This is a genomic window from Klebsiella sp. I138, assembly GCF_051131765.1.
GTDB lineage: Bacteria > Pseudomonadota > Gammaproteobacteria > Enterobacterales > Enterobacteriaceae > Klebsiella.
In genome coordinates this window covers 273,116-299,134 of record NZ_CP180447.1, presented here as the reverse complement: position 1 = coordinate 299,134, position 26,019 = coordinate 273,116, and the positions used below count along the sequence as shown (strand labels likewise).

The window sequence follows — 26,019 nt, the reverse complement described above, 5'->3', positions numbered from 1 at the left end:
TTATTATGCCACTGCTTACTGATTACCCTTCTAATCAGTCGGCTATATTCATTGTGCTGTAAAATGCAGAATAATCCAACAAGAATATGATACGAAAACTTCTAAGGTGTTTCAAATTGCGCACAAGATGTTTCAATTTGTAAATACAGGGGAACTTTTCTTAGACTAAGAAAATCATAAAAATAAGCACCAATAATCAAGAAAATAAATTTTCCCATTAAACTTCATGCAGTTACACGTTGTTTCATGTATAGCACTGAATGACAAAACAAAATCCACCCCGGCGACTAGAATAACTCTCGCTATCATCATTAACTTTATTTATTACCGTCATTCAGTTCTGAATGTCTGTTTACCCCTATTTCAACCGGATGCCTCGCATTCGGTTTTTTTTTACCCTTCTTTACATAACTTTAAATATCCTGTGTTATCTACGGAAAAAAATAACGGTTATTAATCAATCACCTCGCGGGTAAGGAAAGGCTTATCTGGGTAATTTCTTGTTATTTAGTGCTATTTATTACCAGAAACAGGTAAATAATTGTACAAGCACCATATTGCTGTACATCTTATTGAGACTTATTACTCCCGACCGCTTTAAGATAATTCTCACGATTAAAAAATTACTGAACCGCAATCTGTAGTATGGATTTGATAAATTAGCCTTTATACTGTTCAGCGTATTTACTCTGCTAGCAGCTACCTGGGGCGATGCCCTGCTTACAAACCTTGATGAGCCGCTCCGTCACACGATGACCCAGAAAAAATTCTCCCTGATGCCAGGCAGCATCACCCGCTTCTTCATTTTAATGGTCATCGTCCTGCTGGCGACGATGGGTGTCATGATTCAAAGCGCGGTCAATACGTGGCTGAAAGATAAAAGCTATCAGGTTATTGATGTGAGCCATGCGTTACATAAACGCATCGATACCTGGCGCTACGCAACCTGGCAGATTTACGACAATATCGCCGCAACCCCTTCCAGTACGGCCGGAGATGGCCTGCAAGAGACACGCCTGAAGCAGGATGTTTACTATCTGGAAAAACCGCGACGGAAAACCGAAGCGCTCATTTTTGGATCTCACGACAGCGCCACCCTGGAAATGACGCAAAAAATGTCCAGCTACCTCGACATCCTGTGGGGCGCGGAAACTATCCCGTGGTCGATGTACTATCTGAATGGTCTGGATAACAGTCTGATCCTGGTGTCTACGCTGCCGTTGAAAGACCTGTCATCCAGTTTTAAAGAGTCAGCGATTACCAGCGTAGTGGAATCCCGCCGTGCAGAAATGTTGCTGCAGGCAAACACCCTGGACGAGAGAGAAACCTTTTCGTCTCTACGCCACCTCTCCTGGCAAAATGGCCACTATTTCACCCTGCGCACCACCTTTAACCAGCCGGGCCACCTGCCGACCGTTGTTGCCTTCGATCTGCCGATTAACGATCTCATCCCGCCGGGCATGGCGCTGGATAATTTCCGTGTTGAACCCGACCCGGCGCAGAGCGCGGCCGCCAGTCCGGAAAAAGAAGCGGCCGATAGCGTTAATATCGATTTTAACGGCACACGAATTGAAATCACCACCGGTATCAACACCACCGGTATGCGCCTGGTGTGGGTCGTACCGACCGGTTCGCTGCTGCTGGAATCCCTGCAGAATGTTCTCCTGCCGCTGCTGCTGATTATCGGTCTGCTGGCTTTGACGCTGTTCGGTTTCACCACCTTCCGTCATTACAATGGCCGCAACCGTCAGACCGGTACCGCCGTCTCTTCTGCCGCCAGCGGTGAATTGCGTACCCTGCGCGCGATTAACGAAGAGATAGTCTCGCTGTTGCCGCTGGGACTGCTGGTCCACGATCAGGAAGCCAACCGCACGATCATCAGCAACCCGATTGCCGATCATCTCCTGCCGCACCTGAACCTGCAGAACATCACCAACATGGCGGATCAGCATCAGGGCGTTATTCAAGCGACGGTCAATAACGAGCTGTATGAAATTCGCCAGTATCGCAGCCAGGTCGCGCCCCGGACGCAGATCTTCATTATTCGCGATCAGGACCGGGAGGTGCTGGTCAGTAAAAAGCTGAAGCAGGCTCAGCGTCTGTATGAAAAAAACCAGCAGGGACGCGTCGCGTTTATGCAGCATATCGGCAGCGCCTTAAAGCAACCGGCGCAGAGCCTGGCGGAAGAAGCGGCTGCCATTGGGATTGCCCAGAGTCTCCAGCTTGCACAGCATGCGGACCAACTGGTGCATCTGATTGATGAAATTCAGCTGGCGAACCTGCTGGAGAGCGACAGCTGGAAAAGCAGTCCGGGGCTGTTCTCCATTCAGGAGCTTATTGATGAAGTGGTGCCCGAGGTGCTGCCAATCATTAAGCGCAAAGGTCTGCAGCTGCTTATCAATAATGCGCTACCGGCCAATGAGCAACGTTATGGCGATCGTGATGCGCTGCGCCGTACGCTGCTGTTGCTCATTCAATATTCGGTCACCACGACGCAACTTGGCAAAATTACGCTTGAAGTGAGTAAAGATGAGTCCGCAGACGATCGGCTGACCTTCCGCATTCTGGATACCGGCAACGGCGTTTCCGGAAACGAAATTGATAATATGCACTTCCCGTACCTGAATGAGACCCAGTCCGACCTGTACGGCAACGCCAACGCCCTCACCTTCTGGCTCTGCGATCGCCTGACGCGCAAGCTTGGCGGCCAGATGAACATTAAAGCGCGCGAATCGCTGGGAACCCGCTATTCACTGCATCTCAAGATGCCGGCCAGCGAAGAAGAGAGCGACTCCGGCGAGCATCTGCTGGATGATGTCGTGGTGATGCTGGATATTACCGCCAATGAGGTGCGCCGAATTGTCGTACGCCAGCTTGAAAGCTGGGGAGCAAGCTGTATCACCCCGGACGAAAGGCTGACAAGTCAAGAATACGATCTCTTTTTAACGGATAATCCGTCTAATCTTACTGCTTCGGGCTTGCTTTTAAGCGATGATGAGGTTGGGATACGCAAAATTGGCCCAGGCCAGCTGCGTGTCAATTTTAATATCAGCACAGCCATGCAGGAAGCCATTCTGCAACTGATTGAACAGCAGCTGGCGCAGGAAGAGGGGCAATCCGCCTCTCCGGGAAGCGAAAGTAACGCCGAACTCCATGCCAGCGGCTATTACGCACTATTTGCCGACACGGTTCCGGATGATGTTAAGAGGCTGTATACTGAACTGGCAACGAGCGATTTAGCTGCGCTGGCGCAGACAGCGCACCGCCTCAAAGGGGCATTTGCTATGCTTAATCTGATACCCGGCAAACAGTTATGTGAAACGCTTGAGCATCTGATTCGCGAGAAAGATGCGCAAGGCATAGAAAAATATATCAGCGACATTGACGTTTACGTCAAGAGCTTGCTGTAGCAAGGTAGCCTAATACATGAACACTATGAACGTAATTATTGCCGATGACCACCCGATCGTACTGTTCGGTATTCGCAAATCTCTTGAGCAAATCGAATGGGTCAACGTGGTCGGCGAATTTGAAGATTCAACGGCACTTATCAATAATCTTCCGAAGTTAGACGCACACGTTTTGATTACTGACCTGTCGATGCCTGGCGACAAATACGGCGACGGGATCACCTTGATCAAATATATCAAACGCCATTTCCCGGATCTGTCGATTATCGTTCTGACGATGAACAACAACCCGGCGATCCTCAGCGCCGTACTGGATCTCGATATCGAAGGGATCGTGCTGAAACAAGGCGCGCCGACCGACCTGCCTAAAGCGCTGGCAGCGCTGCAAAAAGGCAAAAAATTCACGCCGGAAAGCGTTTCGCGTTTGCTGGAAAAAATCAGCGCCAGCGGTTACGGAGATAAGCGCCTTTCGCCGAAAGAGAGCGAAGTTCTCCGCCTGTTCGCCGAAGGCTTCCTGGTAACCGAAATTGCCAAAAAGCTGAACCGCAGCATTAAAACCATCAGCAGCCAAAAGAAATCGGCGATGATGAAGCTCGGCGTGGAAAATGATATCGCCCTGCTGAACTATCTGTCTTCCGTTTCTCTTAGCGCCACCGACAAAGAGTAACGCCTCCTGCCCGGGTGACGGCGCCAGCGCGCCTTATCCGGGCAAGTAAAGCAGCCGACGCGCCCGCGCCGCTGCTCATCCTCAGCTCGATTCTCTTTCTTTGCGCACTCGCGCAGCGTATACCGCCAGCGTCTGTTTGATAATATCGAGAGTCACCGGCTTAGACAGACAGTTATCCATCCCCGATTCCAGACAGCGCTGTTTCTCCTCCGCCAGGGCGTTGGCGGTCACCCCGATAACCGGCAGGGTCATGCCCAGCTCGCGAATGCGCTGGGTCAGGCGGTAGCCATCCATATTCGGCATGTTGACATCGCTCAGCACAATATCGATATGCTGTTTGCTTAGCACGGTCAGCGCATCAACCCCATCGTTTGCCGTCACGCACTGATATCCCAGCGAGCCGAGCTGGTCCGCCAGCAGTCGACGGTTAATCGGATGATCGTCCACCACCAGGATCATCATATCGTCATTGCTGGCGACCTGGGTTTCCGGAGCGGCGAGCGCAGGTCCGTGTTCGGTGGCCGTTACCGCAATACGGAAAATACGTCCCAGCAGCGGCAACAGCTCGTGCGGCGTCGTCACGCTGTGGATCCATTCCCCAGGCGCGCGTTCCAGCGGAATACCGATATGCCGGCGGCAGAAAATCACCGCTGCACTCCCCTGCCAGCGGATATCCGGTTCATCATCCGTCAGCAAAATATCATCTTCCCCCGGCTGGCGTCCGTCATAGATTTGCGTGCGAAGCCCGTGATAATTGAGCAGCGATTCAACAAACAGCGCCAGGGAAGTATTGCGAATGGCCAGCCAGCAGCATTTGTCCGCCAGACCATCGATCGCCAGCGGCGACCGGTTTTGCACGCCATACAGCGGAATACGAATGGTGAAACGGCTGCCCATTCCCGGCTCGGTTTCGACGGCAATATCGCCATCCATCATACTGATGAGCTTTTCACATATCGCCAGCCCCAGACCGGTGCCCTGGAAGTTGCGCTGCACGCCGGTCCCGACCTGGAAGAACGGGTCAAACAGGCGCACCACCTCTTTTGCCGGGATCCCTTCGCCGGTATCACGCACGCTAATCTGCAGGTAATCTCCCGCGCACTGCACGTGCAGGACAATACAGCCGGTGTCGGTAAATTTGATAGCGTTGCTCAACAGGTTAGAAATAACCTGCTGCAACCGCATTGGGTCGCCGGTCATCAGTTGCGGAACATCAGGCTCAATAAAGCAGTAAAGCCCCAGCTGCTTACGCACCACCAGCGGCAAATAGTTGGCGGAGATATGGTTCATCACCTCACGGGGTGAGAACTCACCGGGCTCGATTTTCAACTGCTCGGATTCGATTTTCGAGAAATCAAGAATATCGCTGATAATCTTCAGCAGCAGGCTCGACGAGTTATTCATCGCCGTGACCAGCCTGTCGACGCCCTTGGGTAGCTCTTTGGTTTGCAATAAATCAAGGTTGCCAATTATGCCGTACAGCGGCGTGCGCAGTTCATGGCTGACGGTCGCGAGGAACATCGATTTTGACTGGCTGGCCTGCTCTGCGGCCTGGGCCATTTCCTGCAATGATTCTTCCATTTTGACGCGAGCGCTGACGTCCACCAGCACGCAAATGGCGACGTTTTCATTGCGATAGCGCGAATGCACGAAGCTGATTTGCAGGTTAGTGTTATTACTGGTCAAGACATCCACAAAGTTGACCTGTTGGCCGCAAATAATCTGCGTTAAGCGCTGCCTGTCTTCATGGGTCAGCATGTTGAGGTAGTTGTGCGCCAGTTCGTTACTCAGAATATTGGTGCCATCGAGGGTACGCAGGATGCAAATCCCGACCGGAGCCGACGCGACTATCTTGCGGTTGAATTGTTCGTGCTCTTCCAGCCGCTGGGCATCATTTTCCGCCGGGATAAAGATCCGCCGCTCATACATCCGCGCCAGCGCGAACAGAATCACCCCGGTCAGAATATTCAGCACAATCGCGTTGATAATCAGCATTCGGATGCGCTCGAGCACCTGATCGACCGAGACTGAGTACACAATGCTGAGCGACGACGGCGGGAGGCTCTTCTTCAACGCCAGCTCGCGGAAACCGGCGGTATAGCCAAACCAGATACGCTCCTGCATCCAGCGGGCTTCGCTTTTTATTTTATTGTCCTGCCCGGCAAGAGAAATGAGCGGCTGACCGTTATCATCGAGGATCGTGACGCTCATCGGCAGACTGCCGGGCGTAAAGAAGCTCTCCATACGAATGGTCTGCTCAATCCCCAGCATCGCCTGCAGGCGGTTTGCCATATACACCGGCGTCAGCGCATAAAAATATCCCACGCCCGGACGCACGCCCTGGCTTATCCAGAACAGGTTGCTCCCGCGTTCGTTTTGCGGCGCATCGCGATACTGTTCGATGCGCTGGTGCAGCACTTTCAGCGCCTGATCGCGCTCCAGCGGCATTTCGCGCAGGCCAAAGTTAGCCATACATAAATTATCGCTGCCGATGAGAAAGATGCGGTTGAGATCGTACGCCGCGGAAAAGTTATCCCGCCAGTAGCGCATAAACCACGCCAGCGACTGTAGAGAATTACGCCAGGTGGTGCTCATCGTCCCGCAATCGGAATCAGGATACAGCGGCTCGAAATCAGGAACGGCGATGTTGCCATTCGGAACCGGAGAATCCCCTCCCTCGCCCCCGCTGGCAGTACGGTTCCCCGCGACGTATTTCAGCTCTTTAATCACATCCGCAGTCCGCTGGATGTAGCGCTGCGCCTGGTCGGCGTTGAGGTTAAACTCCTGGCGAATTTCTGACTCTCTGTCGTGCAGCGCATTGACGATATAGAACACGGAGACGAAAGCGATCAGCATCCAGAGCAGTACCGCCAGCGCTCTGAACAGGTAGCGTGAAACCTTTAGCGTGGTATGAAAAGAGGCAAGATATTTCAATGTGGCGATACTCGGCCGTCAGGGACTCAACAGAATGGGGTTAAGGTAGCGGTAAACACGTTTCGTCGCAACGTTATACTCTCTGGATTTCACACAGCGTAGGCAGATACGCGGACCAATAAAAAAGGCCGGGAGATATCCCGGCCCTTTTCGTCGAGCTACCGCAGATTATTCGTCATCTTCGGCAATGTCATCATCCGCGTCTGCGTCAGTTTCCGGCGCGATCTCGTCGTCGCCTTCCGCTACGCTGCCGTCGATGGCATCCAGCTCTTCGTCATCAACCGGCTCAGCAACGCGCTGCAGACCCACGACGTTTTCATCTTCCGCGGTACGGATCAGAATAACGCCCTGAGTGTTACGACCGACGATGCTGACTTCCGACACGCGAGTACGAACCAGCGTACCGGCATCGGTGATCATCATAATCTGATCGCAATCATCAACCTGCACGGCGCCGACGACGGAACCGTTACGCTCGGTGACCTTGATGGAGATAACACCCTGCGTCGCACGGGACTTGGTCGGATACTCTTCCGCCGCCGTACGTTTACCGTAGCCATTCTGCGTGACGGTCAGAATAGCGCCTTCGCCGCGAGGAATGATCAGCGAAACCACTTTATCTTCACCCGCCAGCTTGATGCCGCGAACGCCGGTTGCGGTACGGCCCATGGCACGGACCGCGCTCTCTTTAAAGCGCACCACTTTACCGGCGGCCGAGAACAGCATCGCTTCATCGTTACCGTTAGTCAGGTCAACGCCAATCAGCTCATCGCCTTCGTTCAGGTTAACGGCAATAATACCCGCCGAACGCGGACGGCTGAACTCGGTCAGCGCGGTTTTCTTCACGGTACCGCTCGCGGTTGCCATAAAGACGTTCACACCTTCTTCGTATTCGCGTACCGGCAGAATCGCCGTGATGCGTTCGTTGGCTTCCAGCGGCAGCAGGTTGACGATTGGACGCCCACGAGCACCGCGGCTTGCTTCCGGCAGCTGATAGACCTTCATCCAGTACAGGCGACCACGGCTGGAGAAGCAGAGGATCGTGTCATGGGTATTGGCCACCAGCAGGCGGTCAATAAAGTCTTCTTCTTTAATACGTGCGGCTGATTTACCTTTGCCACCACGACGCTGTGCTTCATAGTCGGTCAGCGGCTGATACTTCACATAGCCCTGATGAGACAGGGTGACCACCACATCTTCCTGGTTGATCAGATCTTCGATGTTGATATCTGCGGTGTTGGCGGTGATTTCGGTACGACGCTGGTCGCCAAACTGCTCGCGCATGGCTTCCAGTTCTTCACGGATCACTTCCATCAGGCGATCGGCGCTGCCGAGGATATGCAGCAGCTCAGCAATCTGTTCCAGCAGCTCTTTGTACTCGTCGAGCAGTTTTTCATGCTCAAGGCCGGTCAGCTTCTGCAAACGCAGATCCAGGATAGCCTGGGCCTGCTGTTCGGTCAGATAGTATTGACCGTCGCGTACGCCGAACTCTGGATCCAACCACTCCGGACGAGCGGCATCATCACCGGCGCGTTCCAGCATCGGCGCCACGTTGCCCAGATCCCAGGGTCTGGAAACCAGCCCGGCTTTCGCTTCCGCAGGCGTTGGCGCGCGGCGGATAAGTTCAATGATCGGGTCGATGTTGGCCAGCGCAATCGCCAGAGCTTCAAGGATATGCGCACGGTCGCGGGCTTTACGCAGCTCGAAAATAGTCCGGCGGGTCACTACCTCACGGCGGTGACGCACAAACGCAGAAAGAATATCTTTCAGGTTCATGATCTTCGGCTGACCATGGTGCAGAGCAACCATGTTAATGCCGAAAGAGGTCTGCAGCTGAGTCAGCGAGTAGAGGTTGTTAAGAACCACTTCACCCACCGCATCACGCTTGATCTCAATAACGATGCGCATGCCGTCTTTATCAGACTCATCACGCAGCGCGCTGATCCCTTCCAGACGCTTCTCTTTCACCAGCTCGGCCATTTTCTCGATCAGGCGAGCTTTGTTCACCTGATAAGGAATTTCATGCACGATGATGGTTTCGCGGCCGGTTTTAGCGTCGGTTTCTACCTCAGCGCGGGCGCGAATATAAATTTTGCCACGGCCGGTGCGGTAGGCTTCCTCAATGCCGCGACGGCCATTAATAATGGCGGCGGTCGGGAAGTCAGGACCTGGGATATGTTCCATCAGACCTTCGACGGAGATGTCCTCATCGTCGATATAAGCCAGGCAGCCGTTAATCACTTCCGTCAGGTTATGCGGCGGAATGTTGGTTGCCATCCCGACGGCAATACCGGACGAACCGTTTACCAGCAGGTTAGGGATTTTCGTCGGCATGACGTCAGGGATTCTCTCCGTGCCGTCATAGTTATCAACGAAATCAACCGTCTCTTTTTCGAGGTCGGCCATCAGCTCGTGAGCGATTTTCGACATACGGATTTCCGTATAACGCATCGCTGCGGCGGAGTCGCCATCGACAGAACCGAAGTTACCCTGGCCATCGACCAGCATATAACGTAAGGAGAATGGCTGCGCCATACGTACAATGGTGTCATAAACGGCGGTATCACCATGAGGGTGGTATTTACCGATTACGTCACCCACGACACGGGCGGATTTTTTATAGGCTTTGTTCCAGTCATTGCCCAATACGTTCATGGCGTAAAGTACGCGACGGTGTACCGGTTTCAGGCCATCTCGGACATCCGGAAGCGCACGGCCAACAATGACCGACATCGCATAATCCAGATACGAGCTCTTAAGCTCTTCCTCAATGTTGACCGGTGTAATTTCTCTCGCAAGGTCGCTCATCTAACCGCTATCCCTCTACTGTATCCCGGATTCAAAGGTCGCAAATTATAACACAGCCACGGTGATACGGGTAAATCTATACCCAATGAATTTCGCGTTGCATCGTGGCGGAAAATACCGGCGTCCCGATAAGCGTAATCGGGTTAGCGCGAAAGGCGACGGGCATAGACGGTTTATTCATGCCGGTCTGCTGATATACTCGCCGGTCTGAACAGAAAAGGAGTCAAAGCGCCCATGAATGCCGAAAAACAGCCGGTGGCCCACAACGTTGATCATAATGAAATTGCTAAATTTGAAGCCGTCGCCTCGCGCTGGTGGGACTTAGAGGGCGAGTTTAAACCCTTACATCGCATCAATCCGCTGCGTCTTGGCTATATTGCGGAGCGCTCCGGTGGCCTGTTTGGTAAAAAGGTACTCGACGTTGGCTGCGGCGGCGGCATCCTTGCCGAGAGCATGGCGCGCGAAGGCGCTACGGTAACCGGGCTCGATATGGGCTTTGAACCGCTGCAGGTGGCGAAACTGCACGCGCTGGAAAGCGGCGTGCAGGTGGAGTATGTCCAGGAGACGGTAGAAGAGCACGCGGCGAAGCACGCCGGGCAGTACGATGTGGTGACCTGCATGGAGATGCTGGAACACGTGCCGGACCCGCAATCGGTAGTTCACGCCTGTGCCCGTCTGGTGAAACCCGGCGGCCAGGTGTTCTTCTCCACCATTAACCGCAACGGTAAAGCGTGGCTGATGGCGGTAGTTGGCGCTGAGTACGTGATGAAGATGGTGCCAAAAGGGACCCATGATGTGAAAAAATTCATCAAGCCGGCGGAGCTTATCGGCTGGGTTGATCAGACAACGCTGAAAGAGCAGCATATTATCGGCCTGCACTACAATCCGCTGACGAATACCTTCAAGCTGGCGCCGGGCGTAGATGTTAACTACATGTTACATACAACGGCAAAAAACGCTTAACGTCAGCTGTTTTTCGTATGAGGATTATCTGATGATTGCGCGGCATCAAGCCGCGTAATTTTTACATCCGTCGAAGAAATCAGCACTCGATCAAATTTTCATTTTTATTTTCCAGTTTATTGACATCTCCGCCAGGCCTTATGCGACGTGGACTTCGCGATCATTACGCTTCCGCAACCTCAAGTTAACGTCAAAATCAACCCTTGTACTCAAAAGAATCCTTACTAAAATACTCACCATATAGCGTTCTTTTTATCTACAACCCCCTACATATAGTATTTATCCACAGAGTTAGTCACAACGACGTTCTGTGGATAAGCGGGGGATATTTTCTCTCACGGACAGGTATAATCCACATGAATCAGAGTCTGCTGGTGACAAAGCGTGACGGTAGCACCGAGCGCATCAATCTCGATAAAATCCATCGCGTACTGGATTGGGCGGCAGAAGGACTGAATAACGTTTCGATTTCTCAGGTAGAACTGCGCTCCCACATTCAGTTCTACGACGGCATCAAAACTGCCGATATCCACGAAACAATCATTAAGGCTGCCGCGGACCTGATCTCCCGCGATGCGCCGGATTACCAGTATCTCGCCGCGCGCCTGGCCATCTTCCATCTGCGTAAAAAAGCCTACGGCCAGTTTGAACCGCCAGCGCTGTACGATCACGTCACCAGAATGGTTAAAAACGGCAAATACGATACTCATCTGCTGGAAGACTACACGGAAGAAGAGTTCAAGCAGATGGACTCGTTCATTGTCCACGATCGCGATATGAGCTTCTCCTATGCCGCCGTTAAGCAGCTGGAAGGCAAATATCTGGTACAGAACCGTGTGACCGGTGAAATTTATGAGAGCGCCCAGTTCCTCTACATCCTGGTTGCCGCGTGCCTGTTCTCAAACTACCCGCGTGAGACACGTCTGGACTACATCAAGCGTTTTTATGATGCCGTCTCCACGTTTAAAATCTCGCTGCCGACGCCGATTATGTCCGGCGTGCGCACCCCAACCCGCCAGTTCAGCTCCTGCGTGCTGATCGAGTGCGGCGATAGCCTCGACTCCATCAACGCCACCTCCAGCGCCATCGTGAAATACGTTTCCCAGCGCGCAGGCATCGGGATTAACGCCGGCCGCATCCGTGCGCTGGGCAGCCCAATCCGCGGTGGTGAAGCATTCCACACCGGCTGTATCCCGTTCTATAAGCACTTCCAGACGGCGGTGAAGTCCTGCTCACAGGGCGGCGTGCGCGGCGGTGCAGCCACGCTGTTTTACCCGATGTGGCATCTGGAAGTTGAAAGCCTGCTGGTGTTGAAAAACAACCGTGGCACCGACGCCAACCGCGTTCGTCACATGGACTACGGCGTACAAATCAACAAACTGATGTACACCCGTCTGCTGAAAGGTGAAGACATCACCCTGTTCAGCCCATCAGACGTTCCAGGGCTGTACGATGCCTTCTTCGCCAACCAGGACGAATTTGAGCGCCTGTACACCCAGTACGAAAAAGACGACAGCATTCGCAAACAGCGGATCAAAGCGGTTGAGCTGTTCTCCCTGATGATGCAGGAACGCGCCTCTACCGGGCGTATCTACATCCAGAACGTTGACCACTGCAACACCCATAGCCCGTTTGACCCGGTTGTGGCACCGGTTCGCCAGTCCAACCTGTGTCTGGAAATCGCCCTGCCGACCAAACCGCTGGATGACGTCAACGACGAAAACGGCGAAATTGCGCTCTGTACGCTGTCCGCCTTTAACCTTGGTGCCATTGAGAGCCTCGACGAACTGGAAGAACTGGCGGTCCTGGCGGTTCGCGCGCTGGATGCGCTGCTGGATTATCAGGACTACCCGATTCTGGCGGCTAAACGCGGCGCAATGGGCCGTCGTACGCTGGGTATTGGCGTGATCAACTTCGCCTACTACCTGGCGAAGCACGGTAAACGCTACTCTGACGGCAGCGCCAACAACCTGACGCATAAAACCTTTGAGGCCATTCAGTACTACCTGCTGAAAGCCTCAAACCAGCTGGCGATTGAACAGGGCGCGTGCCCGTGGTTCAACGAAACTACCTATGCGCAGGGCGTCCTGCCGATCGATACCTATAAAAAAGATCTCGATGCTATCGTCAACGAACCGCTGCATTACGATTGGGAAGGGCTGCGTGAGTCGATTAAGACGCACGGCCTGCGCAACTCTACGCTCTCTGCTCTGATGCCGTCTGAGACCTCATCGCAGATCTCTAACGCCACCAACGGTATTGAGCCGCCGCGCGGTCATGTCAGCATTAAAGCCTCGAAAGACGGTATTTTGCGTCAGGTCGTACCGGACTACGAAAAACTGCAGGGTAACTACGAGCTGCTGTGGGAAATGCCGAACAATGACGGCTACCTCCAGCTGGTTGGCGTCATGCAGAAGTTTATCGACCAGTCGATTTCGGCCAACACCAACTATGACCCGACGCGTTTCCCGTCAGGTAAAGTGCCAATGCAGCAGTTGCTGAAAGACTTGCTCAATGCCTATAAATTCGGCGTAAAAACTCTGTACTATCACAACACCCGTGATGGCGCGGAAGATGCCCAGGACGATCTGGCGCCGTCCATCCAGGACGACGGCTGCGAAAGCGGTGCATGTAAGATTTAAGTTTTTTTTGCCGGGTGGCGCTTTGCTTACCCGGCCTACGGTTTTGTAGTCCCGGTAAGCGCTGTGCCGCCGGGCAATAAAATCTCAACAGGACTCTCTGCAATGGCCTATACCACTTTTTCACAGACAAAAAACAATCAGCTGCTTGAGCCGATGTTTTTTGGCCAACCGGTTAACGTTGCCCGCTACGATCAGCAAAAATATGACATCTTCGAAAAGCTGATCGAAAAGCAGCTCTCTTTCTTCTGGCGTCCGGAAGAGGTAGATGTCTCCCGCGACCGTATCGATTACCAGGCGCTGCCGGAACACGAAAAACATATTTTCATCAGCAACCTGAAGTATCAGACGCTGCTGGACTCCATCCAGGGCCGTAGCCCGAACGTGGCCCTGCTGCCGCTGATTTCGATTCCAGAACTGGAAACGTGGGTGGAAACCTGGGCGTTCTCGGAGACGATTCACTCTCGCTCCTATACCCATATCATCCGCAATATCGTTAACGATCCGGCTATCGTCTTTGACGATATCGTCACCAACGAGCAAATCCAGAAACGTGCGGAAGGCATTTCCCAGTACTACGACACGCTGATCGAACTGACCAGCTACTGGCATTTGCTGGGTGAAGGCACCCACACCGTCAACGGGAAAACCGTCACCGTCAGCCTGCGCGAGCTGAAAAAGAAACTCTACCTGTGCCTGATGAGCGTCAACGCGCTGGAAGCGATTCGCTTCTACGTCAGCTTCGCCTGCTCCTTTGCTTTTGCCGAACGCAAGCTGATGGAAGGCAACGCCAAAATTATCCGTCTCATCGCTCGTGACGAAGCGCTGCATCTGACCGGCACCCAGCACATGCTAAACCTGCTGCGTTCCGGCGTGGACGACCCGGAGATGGCAGAAATTGCCGAAGAGTGCAAGCAGGAGTGCTATGACCTGTTCGTTCTGGCGGCACAGCAGGAAAAAGAGTGGGCGGATTACCTGTTCCGCGACGGTTCGATGATCGGCCTGAACAAAGATATTCTCTGCCAGTACGTAGAGTACATCACCAATATCCGCATGCAGGCGGTGGGTCTTGATCTACCGTTCCAGACCCGCTCCAACCCAATTCCGTGGATTAACACCTGGCTGGTTTCCGATAACGTGCAGGTTGCCCCGCAGGAAGTTGAAGTCAGTTCCTACCTGGTCGGCCAGATCGATGCCGAAGTCGACGCGGACGACCTGAGCAATTTCCAGCTCTGATGAAGCGCATTTTTTTGAAAATTTCTGACACTCGCCTTGAGTGTCAGGATGAACACCCTTCCCTGCTGGCTGCACTGGAATCGCATAATATCGACGTGGAGTATCAGTGTCGCGCCGGCTATTGCGGATCCTGTCGCACGCGGCTGGTTTCCGGCCAGGTTGACTGGCTGACCGAGCCGCTGGCGTTTATCCAGCCGGGAGAGATTTTGCCCTGCTGCTGCCGGGCGAAAGGTGATATCGAAATCGAGATGTAACCTCTTCGCGACAGCCCATTCGCGCCAGCCGGCACAAATGGGCTTGTTACTCTCATCGCGGGTCAGCGATGTTCTTCCTCATTAAGACGGCTTCAGCTGTTGGTGATGACGCTTTTCGCCAATCATAACCACCACCAGTAACACAACCGCCAGCACGCTACCGCCGATCATCACCATAAAGCCGCCGTCCCAGCCAAAGAAATCAACCGTATAGCCAACGATCGCGCTGGCAGCAACGGACCCCCCGAGGTAGCCAAACAGACCGGTAAAACCGGCGGCAGTACCGGCGGCTTTTTTCGGTGCCAGCTCAAGGGCATGCAGGCCAATCAGCATCACCGGGCCATAGATCAGGAAGCCAATGACAATCATACAGGCCATGTCGATACCCGGGTTGCCCGGCGGGTTAAGCCAGTAAACCACGGTCGCAATCGTCACCAGCGTCATAAAGAAAACCCCGGTCGCTCCGCGATTGCCTTTAAACACCTTGTCGGACATCCAGCCGCAAATCAGCGTGCCCGGGATCCCCGCATACTCATATAGGAAGTAGGCCCAGGACGATTTATCCAGCGCAAAGTGCTTCACTTCTTTCAGATAGGTCGGCGACCAGTCGAGGATGCCGTAACGCAGTAAATAGACAAACACGTTGGCTACGGCGATATACCACAGCAGTTTGTTCGGCAAAATATACTGCCTGAAGATCTGCCTGGCGGTCAGCTCTTCTTCATGCTTTTCACTGTAATCATCTGGGTAGTCATTTTTATACTCTTCAATCGGCGGCAGGCCGCAGGACTGCGGTGTATCGCGCATCATCGCAAAGGCAAATACCGCCAGCACAATTGCGCCAAACGCCGGCATATATAGCGCCGCGTGCCAGTCGTTAAACCAGGCCATCCCCAGCAGGAACAGCAGCGGAGGGATCCCGCCGCCCACGTTATGCGCGCAGTTCCACACCGAAACGATGCCACCGCGCTCTTTCTGCGACCACCAGTGCACCATCGTCCGCCCGCACGGCGGCCAGCCCATCCCCTGGAACCAGCCGCACAGGAACAGCAGCACAAACATCACCATAATGCTGGAGGTCGCCCAGGGAACAAACCCCATCACCAGCATCACCAGCGCAGCCAGAATCAAACCTGCGGGCAGAAAAATGCGCGGATTCGAGCGATCCGATACCGATCCCATGATGAATTTCGAAAATCCATAGGCAATCGAAATACCGGAGAGGGCGAAACCCAGATCGCCGCGGGAAAAACCTTGCTCAACCAGATAGGGCATGGCCAGGGCAAAGTTTTTACGAACCAGATAGTAGGCGGCATAACCAAAGAAAATACCGATAAAAATTTGCCAGCGCAGTCGACGATACAGAGGGTCAATTTCCGCCGCGGGTAAACGAGCCTTATGCGGTGCGGGTTTAAAAATAGTGAACATAGCAGCCTCCGTGGCCATTTCTTCTCTACTGAAACCGATAAGAAAAATCTAATCTAATCACCTACTTCTGATGAGGCGGGATGGTAGGCAAAGCCCGGCATGGATACTGTGAAACATCGCACGCTTTGTTACAAAAATATGACAAAAAAATTCCATTGTGAGCATGGAATCACACAACGCGCTCGAATAACGCGCGAATATGCTCGAAATCAAACAAAATATACTCTTTGTATGGCTAAATGGCGCAAAACGAAAGCAGAGGGATTGAACGATGGCCGAAACCCGTGAATGCGATGTCATTATCATCGGCGGCGGCGCAACCGGCGCCGGGATCGCGCGGGACTGCGCGCTCCGAGGGCTGCGCGTAACGCTACTGGAACGCCACGATATTGCCACCGGGGCAACCGGGCGCAACCACGGGCTGCTGCACAGCGGCGCCCGCTATGCCGTTACCGACGGTGAATCAGCTCGGGAATGCATCAGCGAAAACCGAATCCTGCGCCGCATCGCCCGCCACTGCGTTGAACCAACCCACGGACTCTTTATTACCCTTCCCGAGGACGATCTGGCGTGGCAACAAACGTTTATCACCGCCTGTCAGCAGGCCGGCATCGAAACCCGGCAGCTATCCCCTGCGGAAGCGCTACGCATCGAGCCGGCCGTCAATCCGGCCCTGCTTGGTGCCGTACAGGTCCCCGACGGCACCATTGATCCGTTCCGCCTCACGGCCGCCAACATGCTTGACGCGCGGGAGCATGGCGCGAACATTCTGACCGGCTGCGAAATCACCGGCCTTCTCCGCAAGGCGGATCGCGTCTGCGGTGTACAGTTTTATGATCATCAACGTCGCGAAATGCGTAGCCTGCACGCCGGTATCGTGGTCAATGCCGCCGGGATCTGGGGGCAACGGATCGCTGAATATGCCGATCTGCGCATCGCCATGTTCCCGGCCAAGGGATCGCTGCTGATCCTCGATCATCGCATTAACCGGCAGGTTATCAATCGCTGCCGCAAACCCGCCGATGCCGATATTCTGGTGCCCGGAGATACCATTTCACTGATTGGCACCACCTCTGAGCATATTCCCTACGATGAGATTGATGACAACCGGGTCACCGCTGCCGAAGTTGACACGCTGCTGCGGGAAGGGGAAAAACTGGCCCCGGTGCTCGGCCGTACGCGCGTGCTACGCGCATACTCCGGCGTACGCCCGCTGGTGGCCAGCGATGATGACCCCAGCGGACGTAGCGTCAGCCGCGGTATCGTTCTGCTCGATCACGCCGAACGCGACGGAATGGAGGGCTTTATCACCATCACCGGCGGTAAGCTGATGACCTATCGTCTGATGGCGGAGTGGGCAACGGATGCCGTTTGCCGCAAGCTGGGCAACAGCATCCCCTGTTCTACCGCCGATACCCCGCTGCCTGGCTCAACGGAGCCCCCCGAAGCCACGGTAAAAAAAATCATCTCGTTACCCGCCCCGCTGCGCGGTTCCGCTCTCTATCGCCACGGCGATCGCACGCCAGCCTGGCTTGGAGATACCCGGCAACATCGCAGTCTCATCTGCGAATGTGAAATGGTGACCGCCGGAGAAGTGCAGTACGCAGTGGAAAATTTAGCGGTCAGCAACCTGCTCGATTTACGTCGCCGTACGCGAATCGGCATGGGCACCTGCCAGGGAGAATTGTGCGCCTGTCGGGCCGCCGGGCTTCTACAGCGTTTTAACATCACCACTCCCACCCAGTCGCTGACCCAGCTTTCTGATTTTTTAAACGAACGCTGGAAAGGCGTCCAGCCCGTTGCCTGGGGCGATGCGCTACGGGAAAGCGAATTCACCCGCTGGGTCTACCTCGGACTGTGCGGACTGCAAAAGGAGCCCCAGGATGAAATTTGACTGCGTAATTATCGGCGGCGGCCTGGCTGGCCTGCTCTGCGGGCTGACGCTTAATCAATTCGGCCTGCGCAGCGTTATCGTCAGCCGGGGCCAAAGCGCACTGCACTTTTCCTCTGCGTCACTGGATTTGCTCTGCGCCCTTCCCGATGGCGACCCCGTCAGCGATGTTGCCCGCGGGATTACCCGCCTGGCAGAACAGCTTCCCGCACATCCTTATGCGCTGCTGGGCGCGGACCAGGTCATGGCGTACGCCGCGCAAACCGAGGCGCTGCTGGCTGCCAGCGGCATCGCGATGCACGGTGAGGCCAGGCGGCCGCATACGCGCGTCACGCCGCTGGGCACCCTGCGCCCGACGTGGCTCTCTCCGCAGGAGGTGCCCGTGGCGCCGCTGTCCGCTCGCCGCGTTGGCGTGGTAGGCATCGGTGGTTTCGCCGACTTCCAGCCGCATCTGGCCGCCGCATCGCTCATGCAGCAGGGCGTGAACGCGATAGCAGCAGAAATAGACTTACCGATGCTGGATGTGCTGCGGGATAACCCGAGTGAATTTCGCGCGGTGAATATCGCCAGAATGCTCGACGAAGAGGCCCACTGGCCTGCGCTGCTTGCCGCATTACTCCCGCTGGCGCAGGCGCACGACCTGCTGATTATGCCCGCCTGCTTCGGCCTGAATGATGCCGGGCTGTACACCTGGCTGCAGGAACAGCTGCCCTGCCCGCTGCGCCTGCTGCCCACGCTGCCGCCTTCGGTTCCGGGCATGCGCCTGCATAACCAGCTCCAGCGTCGTTTTATTCGGACCGGTGGCACCTGGCTGGCGGGAGACGAAGTTACGCGAATCAGCCATCAGGAGGGAAGCGTCACCGCCGTCTGGACCCGGCAACATGGCGATGTTGCGCTTCGTCCCCGCTTTGCGGTTCTGGCCAGCGGGAGTTTCTTCAGCAACGGTTTGACCGCCGATAAAGAGCGCGTTCGGGAGTCGATTCTCGGCCTCGACCTGCACCAGACCTCCCCGCGAGAGAGTTGGTATCAGCGTGATTTCTTTGCCTCCCAACCCTGGCAGCGCTTCGGCCTGAAAACGGATGCACAGCTCCGCCCGCAGCTTGACGGTCAGCCGTTGAACAACCTGTTTGCCATCGGCTCGCTGCTGGGCGGTTTTGACGCCATCCAGCTAGGATGCGGCGGCGGCGTTTGCGCAGTCACCGCGCTGCACGTCGCAAACCTGATTAATGATCTTGCCGGAGGCGCGCGATGAGCGACACCCGCTTTGAAAGCTGCATTAAATGTACCGTATGTACCACCAGCTGCCCGGTCAGCCGGGTAAATCCCCGCTATCCCGGCCCGAAACAAGCGGGACCGGACGGTGAACGCCTGCGGCTGAAAGACGGGGCGCTGTACGACGAAGCCTTAAAATATTGTATTAACTGCAAGCGCTGCGAAGTCGCCTGCCCCTCTGATGTTAAAATTGGCGATATTATCCAGCGAGCGCGGGCGCAGTACGGTCAGCAAAAGCCGACGCTTCGCGATGCTATCCTCAGCCATACCGACCTGATGGGCACGCTGTCGACGCCGTTTGCTCCGCTGGTCAACGCCGCTACGGGGCTAAAACCGGTTCGCCGGCTGCTCGATACGGCGCTCAAGATTGACCACCGCCGGACGCTGCCAAAATACGGCTTTGGCACTTTTCGTCGGGCTTATCGTCGGCAGGCGGCCCTTCAGGCGCAGTTTAGTGAACAGGTGGCGTTCTTTCACGGCTGTTACGTCAACTACAACCATCCGCAGCTCGGGCACGATCTCATCCGTGTACTGAATGCGATGGGCACCGGCGTACAGCTCTTAAGCAAAGAAAAATGCTGCGGCGTGCCGCTTATCGCCAACGGCTTTTTTGCCAAGGCCCGACGCCAGGCACAGAGCAACGTCACCGCGATGCGGGAGACGCCGCTGCCGGTCATCGCCACCTCATCAACCTGCACGTTTACCCTGCGCGATGAATACCCGCACCTGCTGGATGTCGATAACCAGGACGTTCGCGACCGGGTCGAGCTGGCGACCCGCTGGATCTGGCGCCAGCTTGATGCCGGACGCACCCTGCCCTTACGGCCGCTGCCGCTGAAGGTGGTCTATCACACGCCTTGTCATATGGAGAAAATGGGCTGGTCGCTGTATACCCTTGAACTGCTGCGACAGATCCCGGGGCTGCAGCTGGAGGTGCTGGATTCGCAGTGCTGCGGCATCGCCGGCACCTACGGGTTTAAATCGGAAAACTATCCCTCTTCGCAGGCCATCGGCGCACCGCTGTTTCGTCAGATTGAGGAGAGCGGCGCCGATCTGGTGATCACCGATTGCGAAACCTGCAAATGGCAAATCGAGATGTCCACCAGCAAGCGCTGTGAACATCCGATTACCCTACTGGCACAGGCGCTGGAGGCGCCTGTCTGAGGAAGTTCAGTCAATGAACAAGGTGTCCACGACGTTAATCCAGCCATGTTCACCGGCGACCGGCTGACCGTTCAGCCAGCGACGCAGGATGTTCAGAGCCATCATCGCACAGACTTCCTGACGGACTGACAGGCTGTAGCGGGTGACGCTGAATTTGACCCGCAGCGCATGGGTGCCTTCCGGCGTCGAGAGGACAAAATTCAGGTGTTCGGCTTCCTGGCCGCTGACCGCCAGCGCCAGACCGGCGAAATGATTCACCCGCCGCTCTGCGGCCCAGCGGGCAGACTGCGCCAGCGACTCTTCCTGGGACGGGACCACTTCGCTTGCCAGCAGCGGCGCGTTAGCTCGCGATAGCTGAAGCGCCAGTAAACCGCCGGTAAACTGTTCGCTCAGCGTCAGACTCAGTTGACGCTCCTGCAAATGGCGCGCGATCTGCGCGGGCAACCCTTCGGTGCCCTCGAAAATCATGCTTTCCCCCGCCACTTTTTTCACTTCCGGCCATATCGCCAGCATCGCTTCACGCTGCGACGCCGGTCCGGTGAGCTTGAGTTCAATGATCGGCATCGAAGAGCGGTAGCCCATAACGACGCCCGACGGCAGCACCAGCGGATCGAGGCTTTGTGCAAGCTCGCTTTCCGAACGACCGAAGGTCGTCAGACGCAGACACAGCGGTGGCGCAGCCAGCGGGAAACGCTCGCGGAGGCGAGGTAAGATTTCCTGTTCGACCATCACTTTGAATTCCGACGGGACGCCGGGGGTGAAAAACATCAGACAGCGATTGAGCTGAACGGCAAAACCGCAGGCCGTCCCTACCGGATTGTTGATCATCTCTGCGCTGGCGGGGATCTCCGCCTGCTTGCGGTTGCTTGCGGCCATCGGACGTCCGCGTTCGGCAAAGAAGCGGGTCATGGTTTCCAGCCACTCTTCGTGCAGAATCAGCCCTTCACCCTTGGCGGTCGCTGCGGCCAGCGCACTCAGATCGTCGCTGGTTGGCCCAAGGCCACCGTTCACAATCAGTACATCAGCCTGCTCACTGCGTTCGCGTAGCACCGCCACCAGGGATTCAAGATCATCGCCTACGGTATTGCGACGCGTTAACGGTAATCCCTGATTAAAAAAGAAATCGGCCAGCCATGCGGCGTTGGTATCGATGATTTGCCCGTGCAACACTTCATCGCCGGTGGACAGCATTTCCACATTTATCATTATTCACTTCACTCCTTGCCTGCCAGGTGGGAATACTATAGCGCAAGGCGCAGGCGGAGTAGACAGGAATACGGCGCGGGAAGTCCGCGCCGTTGAGGGATCAGAAGCTGGCGCTGACGCCGACGTACGGGCCGTCTGCAATCGTATTGTCTTTGTTGCCGTCTTTGCCTTCGAGGGTCAGGTAGCGATAACCGGCCGTGATGCTCAGCGGACGCATTACCGTCCAGCTCCCGCCAACATTCGCTTCCTGATAGCTCTGAATGCCGCTGGAGAGTGAATCCGGGGAGTAGTAGTAATCGCCGAACAGACGGAAGCTGTCGCCAATTTTCCACTGCAGGCCGCCGCCAACCGCCGCGGCATAACCTTCATCGCCGCTCTTCGGATTGGTATAAACCCCTTTACCGCCAACCGTTGCCAGGAAAGGCCCCAGCGGAATATTCAGGCCGAGGCCCAGACCGGCCGCATCGCCATCGTTATCGCTATGCATCCAGTTGCCGGTGACTGCCAGACCTGCAGACTCGGTACCGAAGCCGACGCCAAGGTTGGTGTAATGCTCACCGGCTTCTCCGGTCACGCTGATCGCATGTGCCGCAGTTGAAACGAACATCACGCCAGCAAGACCTAATAAAATGCTCTTTTTCATTTTTACTCTATCCAGAAAACAATAATCAAAAAAGTCCCAAAAACCGCAGAATTGTACTGCCGAATGCTGAGGAATCAATGCACTAAAACGACCTTTACCTTCGTGATTGTAACCAGTTGCTACGGATAATGTCGTGAAAATCCAGACAATGCGGCTTGCGGTTTAGCGAGACGGCTCGCAAACTGGTCCTCCAACACCTTTTTCCTACCGTTTAGCCAGGGAGTTCACCATGCGCCAAAGGACCATTGTCTGCCCGTTGATTCAAAATGAAGGGCTCTATCTGCTTTGCAAAATGGCCGACGATCGCGGCGTTTTCCCCGGGCAGTGGGCACTTTCCGGTGGCGGCGTGGAACCGGGCGAGCGCATTGAAGAGGCGCTACGCCGGGAAGTTCGCGAAGAGCTGGGCGAGGCGTTGCAGCTGACGCAGATTACGCCGTGGACCTTCAGCGACGATATCCGGGTTAAAACCTATGCCGACGGCACTCAAGAAGAGATTTATATGATTTACCTGATTTTCGATTGCCGCAGCGCCAACCGCGAAGTCACTCTTAACGACGAGTTTCAGGAGTATGCCTGGGTTAAGGCAGAAGATTTGCAGCGCTACGATCTGAATGTCGCGACCCGCAAAACATTAACCCTAAAAGGCTTACTCTGAGCGACCCGACGCCGCAGCCAGAAATCGCAGTCTGACTTTCAGACCGCCCAGCGTTTCGCTGCGTAGCAGCTGCGGGTAGCAACGGTGCAGACGGGCAATATCGCTTACCAGCGCCAGTCCAAGGCCCGCGCCGGGGTTATCCCCGACGTTTTCCAGGCGCTGAAACGGCAGCAGCGCCTGCTGAATCAGGTCATCCTCAATACCCGGGCCGCTATCGTCAACGTCCATAACGATGCCTTCGCCTTCACGGCGCAGGCTCAGCGTGACCGTTCCGTTTACCGGCGTGTAGCGAATCGCGTTATCCAGCAGATTAGCGCACAGCTCGCCTAGCAGAACCGGATCGCCGGCAATCATGACCGCTGACTGTTCACCCTCATAGCCGAGATCGATATTTTTACTGCGTGCCTGCACAATCCGGGAAAAGCAGCTGTTTTGCACAATATCCTGGAGATCGACCGCCGAGAAAGCCCGCTCCCCCTGCTCTTTGCGCTTCACGCTCGCCAGCTGCAGCAGGCGTTCGGTCAGCAGGATCGTCCCGTCGAGCGTGGTGCGCATGGCCTGCAGGCTCTCGCGCCACAGCTGCGGATCATCGCTGGCCAGCGCCACGGAGGCCTGAGTTTTTAAGACCGCCAGCGGCGTCTTTAGCTGATGGGAAGCATCCGCGCTAAAACGTTCCTGTCGCGAAATCATTACCCTGAGCCGGTCGATATAGCGGTTAAATGCCACTATCAGCAGCCGGGTTTCTGACCACGGCAGCAGCTCCGGCAGCGGCGTCAGCAGGCCGGGTTCGCGCCGCACCATCAGCGCCGAGAGCTGGCGCATCGGGCGCAGCACACGCCGCAGGAGCCAACCGGTCAGCACCAGCGTCAGCAGCACCAGTAACCCCTGCGATACCCACGAAGAAAACAGCAGCTGTCCCGCAAGCCAGCGCCGCGATTGCAGCGTCTCCGCAATATAAATTTCCGCCATCCCAAGAATACCGCCTTCGTTGATCGGCTGGAGCAGGCGCGCCACACGGATAGCCTGGCCACGATATTCGGTGTGGTAAAACCACGCCAGCGCCGGATAGAGCGCAGTACGTGAAGTGGAAGGCGGCATGGCGGGCAAATCGTCAAAACCCGAAATGACCTTCCCGTCCGGGTCCACCACCTTGTAGTACAGGCGGTCGTTCATATTGAGCTCAAAGCTGTCCAGCACCACCCAGGGAACGTTGACCTCCAGCCTGCCCTCACGGACTACCAGCCGTTCCGCCACGGTGCGAGCGGAGGAGAGTAGCGTCCGATCATAGGCCTGCGTCGCCGCCTGTAGCGCGCTCACATAGCTATTAAACGCCGAAAGCCCCCACAGCAGCACCAGCGGTAGCCCGAGAAACAACAGCAGCTGGGCAAACAGCGACTGCGGTTTAACCAGCTTCATAGCCACTCTCCAGCACATAGCCGAGTCCGCGCAGCGTCGTAATCCGCACGTTGCTGTCCTGTAGCTTTTTACGCAGCCGGTGGATATAGAGTTCGATGCTCTCCGGGCTGACTTCATCATTCAGGCTGAAGACCTGCTCAAACAGCTGTTGACGCGAGACGGGGCGGGAACGGCGAAACATCAGCACCGTTAATAGCGCCTGTTCGCGCGGGGTCAGCGACAGCATTTGCCCCCGCAGCAAAAAATACCCCTCATCACGGTACTCCAGCTCACCCAGCTGTTGTACTTCATGCACCTGCCCTTCGCTGCGCCGCAGCAGGGCCCGTAGCCGCGCATCCAGTTCCTCCAGCTCAAACGGTTTCGGCAGATAATCATCCGCCCCGACGTTCAGCCCTTTAACCCGGTCCGCCACCGCACTGCGCGCCGTCAACAGCAGCACCGGTAGCGTCTGCCCTCGTTTGCGCAGCCGCTGTACGACTTCCAGACCGTCGAGCCCTGGCATACCGATATCCAGCACCGCCAGCGCGTACTTTTCACTTTGCAGCAGGTGGTCAGCCGCCCGACCATCAAAGACACAGTCGACGGCAAACCCACCCTGCACCAGCGCTTTTTCCAGCCAGTGGGCCAGCTCACGGTTATCTTCGGCTAATAAGAGGCGCATTGCGGTGATATCTCCATGTTTATCTGCACAACACGTGCCCGTTGTTCCATGGTCAACCCATGGGGACAAGCATCCATCACAGCGCGACGAGCAGAAAAAGGATGAGAATGACAAATCGAAACAAATATGCAACATCGGTGCGGTTTATTTGTTAGCGGTTTAACACTCTCCGGGAAGAGACGGGATGTTCACCGGTAATACAGTGTATTCCGGCCCCTGAAATCAGCAGGAATTCTGCGGGTACTCCCAATACGAAATGGATTTTGTATCGCGCATATTGGGTGAGTAATAACGTTATTCTGCCTTTAATGACGTGCCGTTTTTACTCCGCCACGGCGAAATAATATCGCCGAAATTCGGCATATTATACGCATCATTAAAATGTATTAATTCCGCTCTGTAATGCATGACCGGGTACAAGGTTTGATGAAGATCACACTTTTCACCCAATAACATTCCCATACTAAATACGAAAAAACACCAGACTATCAAGGGACTAATAGCATGGGTAATCTTTTATTCTTAATCATCGCCGTCGTACTGCTGGCTATATCCGTATTTTCACTATGTTCATATATAAGAGATATCAGAAAGACAAAACTCGCTTTTATAAAAAAGCGCCGATGAAGGCTCATCGCTATTCATGAGATTGCAGATTAATCTGCGCCATTCCTTCGTATGCTCGCCTTATATCCTCCTCACTCTCCCTGCTAAATCCCCGGGCCAATAGCTGGCCCTTTTGTGGTTGTACGCCTGCGCATCACCGGGAATA

General features: G+C 55.3%; 18 protein-coding genes. 11 read left to right on the top strand and 7 right to left on the bottom strand.

The window, feature by feature from the left end:
- Nucleotides 1-752: 752 nt before the first annotated feature.
- On the top strand, nucleotides 753-3,410 hold the full coding sequence (gene rcsD / locus ACMYSK_RS01365) for a phosphotransferase RcsD (protein WP_434639625.1): 2,658 nt from the start codon (nucleotides 753-755) through the stop codon (nucleotides 3,408-3,410).
- Nucleotides 3,411-3,426: 16 nt separating this feature from the next.
- The gene (rcsB, locus tag ACMYSK_RS01360) at nucleotides 3,427-4,077 is read left to right on the top strand and encodes a response regulator transcription factor RcsB (protein WP_002913007.1); all 651 of its coding nucleotides are present in this window, start codon (nucleotides 3,427-3,429) and stop codon (nucleotides 4,075-4,077) included.
- An 81-nt stretch (nucleotides 4,078-4,158) separates the two neighbouring features.
- On the opposite strand, the gene rcsC is transcribed toward rcsB, so the two are convergent.
- The gene (gene rcsC / locus ACMYSK_RS01355; RefSeq protein ID WP_434639621.1) at nucleotides 4,159-7,011 is read right to left on the bottom strand and encodes a two-component system sensor histidine kinase RcsC; all 2,853 of its coding nucleotides are present in this window, start codon (nucleotides 7,009-7,011) and stop codon (nucleotides 4,159-4,161) included.
- Between the two features lie 168 nt (nucleotides 7,012-7,179).
- A complete protein-coding gene (gene gyrA, locus ACMYSK_RS01350; protein WP_434639618.1) occupies nucleotides 7,180-9,819 on the bottom strand; it encodes a DNA topoisomerase (ATP-hydrolyzing) subunit A in 2,640 nt (879 codons plus the stop codon).
- 234 nt (nucleotides 9,820-10,053) lie between these two features.
- On the opposite strand from gyrA, the gene ubiG reads away from it, so the two are divergent.
- From ubiG to yfaE, 4 genes are all read left to right on the top strand, one after another.
- Nucleotides 10,054-10,782 (top strand): bifunctional 2-polyprenyl-6-hydroxyphenol methylase/3-demethylubiquinol 3-O-methyltransferase UbiG, encoded by a 729-nt coding sequence (gene ubiG / locus ACMYSK_RS01345; protein WP_434639617.1) that lies wholly within the window; start codon nucleotides 10,054-10,056, stop codon nucleotides 10,780-10,782.
- A gap of 356 nt (nucleotides 10,783-11,138) precedes the next feature.
- The gene (gene nrdA / locus ACMYSK_RS01340) at nucleotides 11,139-13,424 is read left to right on the top strand and encodes a class 1a ribonucleoside-diphosphate reductase subunit alpha (RefSeq protein WP_434639614.1); all 2,286 of its coding nucleotides are present in this window, start codon (nucleotides 11,139-11,141) and stop codon (nucleotides 13,422-13,424) included.
- Nucleotides 13,425-13,526: 102 nt separating this feature from the next.
- Entirely contained in the window at nucleotides 13,527-14,657 is a 1,131-nt protein-coding gene (gene nrdB / locus ACMYSK_RS01335; RefSeq protein WP_434639611.1) for a class Ia ribonucleoside-diphosphate reductase subunit beta, read from the top strand.
- Nucleotides 14,657-14,911, top strand: a complete 255-nt coding sequence (gene yfaE / locus ACMYSK_RS01330) for a class I ribonucleotide reductase maintenance protein YfaE (RefSeq protein WP_004201692.1) — start codon at nucleotides 14,657-14,659, stop codon at nucleotides 14,909-14,911. Before nrdB ends, yfaE begins: the two co-directional genes overlap by 1 nt.
- 81 nt (nucleotides 14,912-14,992) lie before the next feature.
- Here the strand turns inward: yfaE and glpT are convergent, their stop codons facing one another.
- Nucleotides 14,993-16,339, bottom strand: a complete 1,347-nt coding sequence (gene glpT, locus ACMYSK_RS01325; RefSeq protein ID WP_434639608.1) for a glycerol-3-phosphate transporter — start codon at nucleotides 16,337-16,339, stop codon at nucleotides 14,993-14,995.
- A 271-nt stretch (nucleotides 16,340-16,610) separates the two neighbouring features.
- Between glpT and glpA the strand changes: the two genes are divergently transcribed.
- From glpA to glpC, 3 genes are read left to right on the top strand one after another with little or no spacing between them, the layout of a single operon-like run.
- Nucleotides 16,611-18,233 (top strand): anaerobic glycerol-3-phosphate dehydrogenase subunit A, encoded by a 1,623-nt coding sequence (glpA, locus tag ACMYSK_RS01320; protein ID WP_434639606.1) that lies wholly within the window; start codon nucleotides 16,611-16,613, stop codon nucleotides 18,231-18,233.
- Complete coding sequence (gene glpB / locus ACMYSK_RS01315) at nucleotides 18,223-19,482, top strand: glycerol-3-phosphate dehydrogenase subunit GlpB (RefSeq protein WP_434639604.1); 1,260 nt, start codon at nucleotides 18,223-18,225, stop codon at nucleotides 19,480-19,482. The genes glpA and glpB overlap by 11 nt, the downstream gene beginning before the upstream one ends.
- Nucleotides 19,479-20,666 carry an anaerobic glycerol-3-phosphate dehydrogenase subunit GlpC gene (glpC, locus tag ACMYSK_RS01310; protein ID WP_434639603.1) on the top strand — a complete coding sequence of 396 codons (1,188 nt, stop codon included), beginning with the start codon at nucleotides 19,479-19,481 and terminating at the stop codon, nucleotides 20,664-20,666. The genes glpB and glpC overlap by 4 nt, the downstream gene beginning before the upstream one ends.
- Nucleotides 20,667-20,672: 6 nt before the next feature.
- Here glpC and ACMYSK_RS01305 read toward each other — a convergent pair whose 3' ends face one another.
- Entirely contained in the window at nucleotides 20,673-21,872 is a 1,200-nt protein-coding gene (locus ACMYSK_RS01305; protein ID WP_434639601.1) for a nicotinamide mononucleotide deamidase-related protein YfaY, read from the bottom strand.
- Between the two features lie 100 nt (nucleotides 21,873-21,972).
- Nucleotides 21,973-22,515, bottom strand: coding sequence for a YfaZ family outer membrane protein (locus ACMYSK_RS01300; RefSeq protein ID WP_434639599.1), 543 nt, complete (start codon nucleotides 22,513-22,515; stop codon nucleotides 21,973-21,975).
- A 229-nt stretch (nucleotides 22,516-22,744) separates the two neighbouring features.
- Here ACMYSK_RS01300 and nudI point away from each other — a divergent pair, with 229 nt between their 5' ends.
- Complete coding sequence (nudI, locus tag ACMYSK_RS01295; protein WP_434639597.1) at nucleotides 22,745-23,170, top strand: nucleoside triphosphatase NudI; 426 nt, start codon at nucleotides 22,745-22,747, stop codon at nucleotides 23,168-23,170.
- On the opposite strand, the gene ACMYSK_RS01290 is transcribed toward nudI, so the two are convergent.
- Nucleotides 23,162-24,586 carry a sensor histidine kinase gene (locus ACMYSK_RS01290; protein ID WP_434639596.1) on the bottom strand — a complete coding sequence of 475 codons (1,425 nt, stop codon included), beginning with the start codon at nucleotides 24,584-24,586 and terminating at the stop codon, nucleotides 23,162-23,164. The two genes, nudI and ACMYSK_RS01290, sit on opposite strands and share 9 nt — an antisense overlap.
- The gene (tctD, locus tag ACMYSK_RS01285) at nucleotides 24,573-25,247 is read right to left on the bottom strand and encodes a transcriptional regulator TctD (RefSeq protein WP_434639595.1); all 675 of its coding nucleotides are present in this window, start codon (nucleotides 25,245-25,247) and stop codon (nucleotides 24,573-24,575) included. The genes ACMYSK_RS01290 and tctD overlap by 14 nt, the downstream gene beginning before the upstream one ends.
- A gap of 504 nt (nucleotides 25,248-25,751) precedes the next feature.
- Between tctD and ACMYSK_RS01280 the strand changes: the two genes are divergently transcribed.
- A complete protein-coding gene (locus ACMYSK_RS01280) occupies nucleotides 25,752-25,874 on the top strand; it encodes a small membrane protein (RefSeq protein WP_434639594.1) in 123 nt (40 codons plus the stop codon).
- The last annotated feature ends 145 nt before the right edge of the window (nucleotides 25,875-26,019 follow it).

What these genes read in the sequence shown, in the direction of transcription:
- ACMYSK_RS01300 (WP_434639599.1), bottom strand. Translation starts at nt 22,515, where the DNA reads ATGAAAAAGAGCATTTTATTAGGTCTTGCTGGCGTGATGTTCGTTTCA.
- glpB (WP_434639604.1), top strand. Translation starts at nt 18,223, where the DNA reads ATGAAATTTGACTGCGTAATTATCGGCGGCGGCCTGGCTGGCCTGCTC.
- rcsD (WP_434639625.1), top strand. Translation starts at nt 753, where the DNA reads ATGACCCAGAAAAAATTCTCCCTGATGCCAGGCAGCATCACCCGCTTC.
- ACMYSK_RS01290 (WP_434639596.1), bottom strand. Translation starts at nt 24,586, where the DNA reads ATGAAGCTGGTTAAACCGCAGTCGCTGTTTGCCCAGCTGCTGTTGTTT.
- ubiG (WP_434639617.1), top strand. Translation starts at nt 10,054, where the DNA reads ATGAATGCCGAAAAACAGCCGGTGGCCCACAACGTTGATCATAATGAA.
- nrdA (WP_434639614.1), top strand. Translation starts at nt 11,139, where the DNA reads ATGAATCAGAGTCTGCTGGTGACAAAGCGTGACGGTAGCACCGAGCGC.
- nudI (WP_434639597.1), top strand. Translation starts at nt 22,745, where the DNA reads ATGCGCCAAAGGACCATTGTCTGCCCGTTGATTCAAAATGAAGGGCTC.
- rcsB (WP_002913007.1), top strand. Translation starts at nt 3,427, where the DNA reads ATGAACACTATGAACGTAATTATTGCCGATGACCACCCGATCGTACTG.
- ACMYSK_RS01305 (WP_434639601.1), bottom strand. Translation starts at nt 21,872, where the DNA reads ATGATAAATGTGGAAATGCTGTCCACCGGCGATGAAGTGTTGCACGGG.
- gyrA (WP_434639618.1), bottom strand. Translation starts at nt 9,819, where the DNA reads ATGAGCGACCTTGCGAGAGAAATTACACCGGTCAACATTGAGGAAGAG.
- ACMYSK_RS01280 (WP_434639594.1), top strand. Translation starts at nt 25,752, where the DNA reads ATGGGTAATCTTTTATTCTTAATCATCGCCGTCGTACTGCTGGCTATA.
- nrdB (WP_434639611.1), top strand. Translation starts at nt 13,527, where the DNA reads ATGGCCTATACCACTTTTTCACAGACAAAAAACAATCAGCTGCTTGAG.
- glpC (WP_434639603.1), top strand. Translation starts at nt 19,479, where the DNA reads ATGAGCGACACCCGCTTTGAAAGCTGCATTAAATGTACCGTATGTACC.
- tctD (WP_434639595.1), bottom strand. Translation starts at nt 25,247, where the DNA reads ATGCGCCTCTTATTAGCCGAAGATAACCGTGAGCTGGCCCACTGGCTG.
- yfaE (WP_004201692.1), top strand. Translation starts at nt 14,657, where the DNA reads ATGAAGCGCATTTTTTTGAAAATTTCTGACACTCGCCTTGAGTGTCAG.
- glpA (WP_434639606.1), top strand. Translation starts at nt 16,611, where the DNA reads ATGGCCGAAACCCGTGAATGCGATGTCATTATCATCGGCGGCGGCGCA.
- glpT (WP_434639608.1), bottom strand. Translation starts at nt 16,339, where the DNA reads ATGTTCACTATTTTTAAACCCGCACCGCATAAGGCTCGTTTACCCGCG.